Raw genomic sequence first — 3029 nt, forward strand, 5'->3', positions numbered from 1 at the left:
GGGCGGGGCGATCTGGACCCGGTTGTTGACGTTGACGGCGTTGATGTCCGGATCGGTGCCGAGTTCGAAGGATCCGGTGAGCGTGTAGCTGCCGTCGTTGCCGCTGACGCTCTTCATGTAGAGCAGCTTGTCGACGCCCACGACCTGCGACTCGATGGGCTGTGCGACCGTGGATTCCACCACCTCGGCCGAGGCGCCGGGATACATCGTCGTCACCGAGACCTGAGGCGGCACGATGTCGGGGTATTGCGCCACCGGAATGGTGAACAGCGCCAGGGCACCGGCGATCGACGTGACGATCGCGATGACGATTGCTAGGCGCGGGCGGTCGACGAAGATCGCGGACAGCATGGCCTCAGATCCCGCTTGCCGACTGGGCGATCGGGTTCGCCCGCACGGCGATCCCGGGCCGCACCCGCTGCAGGCCCTCGACGATGACCAGTTCGCCGCCGGACAGGCCCTCGTCGACGATGGCATCCGGTCCGGTGCCGCCGGAGCCCAGCTTGACCCGCCGGATCACGGCCCGCCCGTCCTCGACGACGAAGACGTAGACGCCGCCCTGGTCGGCGATGAGGGCAGCCTGGGGCACCACCACCTTCTCCACCGGCGCCCCGGTCTGCAGCGCGACCTTGACGAGCTGGCCGTCCCGCAGGGTGCCGGCGGGGTTCGGCATACTGGCGCGCACCAGCACCGTGTCGGTGGCGCGGTCGACGCTGATGTTCACGAAGTTGACCCGGCCGATCTGGTCGTATGCCGAGCCATCGGAAAACAGGATCTGTACGGCGATCTTGCTCCGGTCCAGTGGAGCACCGCCCTGCTGCACCCGGAGAAACTCGCGCTGGCTGACCGGGAAGGAGACGTACATCGGATCCTGGCTCACGATGGAGGTGAGCACCCCGCTGTCCGGTCCGACCACGTTGCCCTTCGTGACGCTGGTCCGCCCGATACGACCGGCGATCGGGGACAGGATCTTCGTGTAGGCGAGGTTGATCTGCGCCGTTTTCAGGCTCGCCTCGTCGCCCATCACCGCGCCTTGCGACTGTTCGAGGGCCGCGCGCGCCTGGTCCCGCGCGACCACGGTGCCGGAGTTGCGGTCGAGGAGATCCTGCGCGCGCTGGAGTTGGATCGCCGCGAGCGTCTCGGCCGCGCGAGTACGCTCCAGCGCCCCCTCCGCTTGACGCACGGCGGCTTCGAAGAGGTCCGGCTCGATCCGGTAGAGGGGAGCGCCGTCTCGCACGAGTTCGCCCTCCTTGAACAGGACCGCGTCGAGGTACCCTGTGACTCGCGCCCGCACCTCGACGCGGCTCACGGCCTCCACCCGGCCGACAAAGTCGAGCGCCGTGTCGATGGCCTTCTTCTGCGCGGCGACGGTGCCGACCGGGAGGGCTGCGGCGGGAGCCGTCTCCGCGTCGGCGGAATGCGATCCTGCGGTCAGCAGAGCGAGGATGAAGAGACAACGAGACCAGCGGAACATGACCGTCCCTCGTCCGAAAAATCTCCCCTCATTCTTGCAGATTGCGTCTGCCCGGCTTGATCGGACGGGACAGTTGGCCGTCCCACTCGGAACGATCAGGTCCCGGGTGATACCTCGTGGCTCGAGAGCATCAGCGCCTTCAGCTTTTCGCGGCCGAGCACGCGGCCAAGCTCACGCCACGCAAAGTAGGGTACGAGCGCGATGGCCATGATCACCGTCATGACCGCGAGGCCGCGCACGCCGCCGCCGACCGCTGGCAGGGCTTCGACCAGCCTGTGCCCTTTCCAGAGGTTGATCAAGGTCTCTTCCACGGCGTAGGCGCAGACCAGAAGCACGGCAAAACCGGCAGACCGTAGCGCGATGGGCAGGGCCAACGGCCGGCCCTGGAAGTGCGGACGGGCGTCGAGCCCCTCCGCCACAAGCATCACCTTGGCCAGGATCCAGGCATTGACGAAGGCGAGGCCGTAGAAGTGGGAGCTCAGGCCGTGCCGCGATAGCACCACCGCCTCGTGGAGCACCAAAACCCCGAACACGATTCAGAGATAGGCGAAGATCGCGGCGATGCGTTTCGCCTCTCCGTGCAGGCGGCGTCCAAGGTGTCGCCAGGTGGCCGCCGACGCGGCGCTGCGGCCGACCGTCGAACCAGTGGGCGTGCGCATCATCCTGCCCTCCTGCCTGACCTGGAAAGGTCGCCCGATTGCAAGAACCACCGATGCGGCGACGCATTGCAATTCAGAGCCGCTTGTCCCGCGCGATCGCGCAGCAGGACGTCACTTCAGTCCATCAGATTGGCAATACATTAAATTAGTCGATATGATTCCAAAATATTATTGTATTATATTAAGCCATGGGCATTGATTTTAAGATTATATTTGTTTTGTTGCGCTAACATTCCGGGATTCGGTTTCGAGCGACGTGGAGTTTAGATCACTATTCAATTTGACGCAGTGAGCGACAATGAGCGACTCTGTACTGGAACACCCGCAACTGTCCCTTTCGATCAAGTCCATGGGGCGAACCGAGACTACAATTCGAATCGAACTGGTTGAACGGCTGACGAATATTTTCTGCTCTGGCCTGCGACCAAGCTGTGCTGGACGTTCCGTAAACATGGAGGAGGCTATCCCATGAAGCGCTTCACCATCACTGCCTCCGCCGCCGCGCTGATCCTCACCAGCGCCGCTGCTGAGGCGCGCGGCTTTCGCGGCGGTGGCTTCCGGGCCGGCGGCTTTCATGGCGGTGGGGTCGCGGGCTTCCGCGGTGGTTACCATGGCCGTCACGCCTACCGAGGTGGTGTCGGCCGTTACGGCGGTGGCTAGGTGTGCAGTCCCGCGGTGTGGTGGCATCAATTTAGCTGTAACCGCCGCACACCGGGAGGCGTTATGGGACAGGTTCTTCACGGCTGCGCCACGACCACGCACGCGGTCAGAGCAACGCTACAGCGATCGAAAGCTCCGCTCAAAGATCTTGCCGCCCAGCATGGACTGAACCCCAAGACAGTCGCGAAGTGGCGTAAGCGAGCCTTCGTGCATGACGCGGCGATGGGACCGAAGAC

5 protein-coding genes and 1 pseudogene are annotated in these 3029 nt (G+C 64.4%); 2 read left to right on the forward strand and 4 right to left on the reverse strand.

Translation table 11 applies throughout. The annotated features are described in order from the left end of the window. The 4 genes from AC1DXK_RS30645 to AC1DXK_RS30660 form a co-directional block, all read right to left on the reverse strand. Nucleotides 1-351: efflux RND transporter permease subunit (locus AC1DXK_RS30645; protein ID WP_477299681.1), on the reverse strand; the 351-nt coding region annotated here is incomplete at its 3' end. A 4-nt stretch (nucleotides 352-355) separates the two neighbouring features. Then, complete coding sequence (locus AC1DXK_RS30650) at nucleotides 356-1474, reverse strand: efflux RND transporter periplasmic adaptor subunit (protein ID WP_457108451.1); 1119 nt, start codon at nucleotides 1472-1474, stop codon at nucleotides 356-358. 95 nt (nucleotides 1475-1569) lie between these two features. Further along, nucleotides 1570-2007 (reverse strand): hypothetical protein, encoded by a 438-nt coding sequence (locus AC1DXK_RS30655; RefSeq protein ID WP_457108450.1) that lies wholly within the window; start codon nucleotides 2005-2007, stop codon nucleotides 1570-1572. 3 nt (nucleotides 2008-2010) lie between these two features. After that, nucleotides 2011-2136, reverse strand: coding sequence for a hypothetical protein (locus AC1DXK_RS30660; protein WP_457108449.1), 126 nt, complete (start codon nucleotides 2134-2136; stop codon nucleotides 2011-2013). A gap of 465 nt (nucleotides 2137-2601) precedes the next feature. Between AC1DXK_RS30660 and AC1DXK_RS30665 the strand changes: the two are divergent. Beyond that, nucleotides 2602-2784, forward strand: a pseudogene (locus AC1DXK_RS30665) (hypothetical protein); the annotation flags it as partial. Between the two features lie 72 nt (nucleotides 2785-2856). Further along, nucleotides 2857-3029 (forward strand): transposase (locus AC1DXK_RS30670; protein WP_477299682.1); only part of this gene is annotated, 173 nt, incomplete at its 3' end.

Source organism: Methylobacterium sp. P3_A11 (assembly GCF_056403155.1).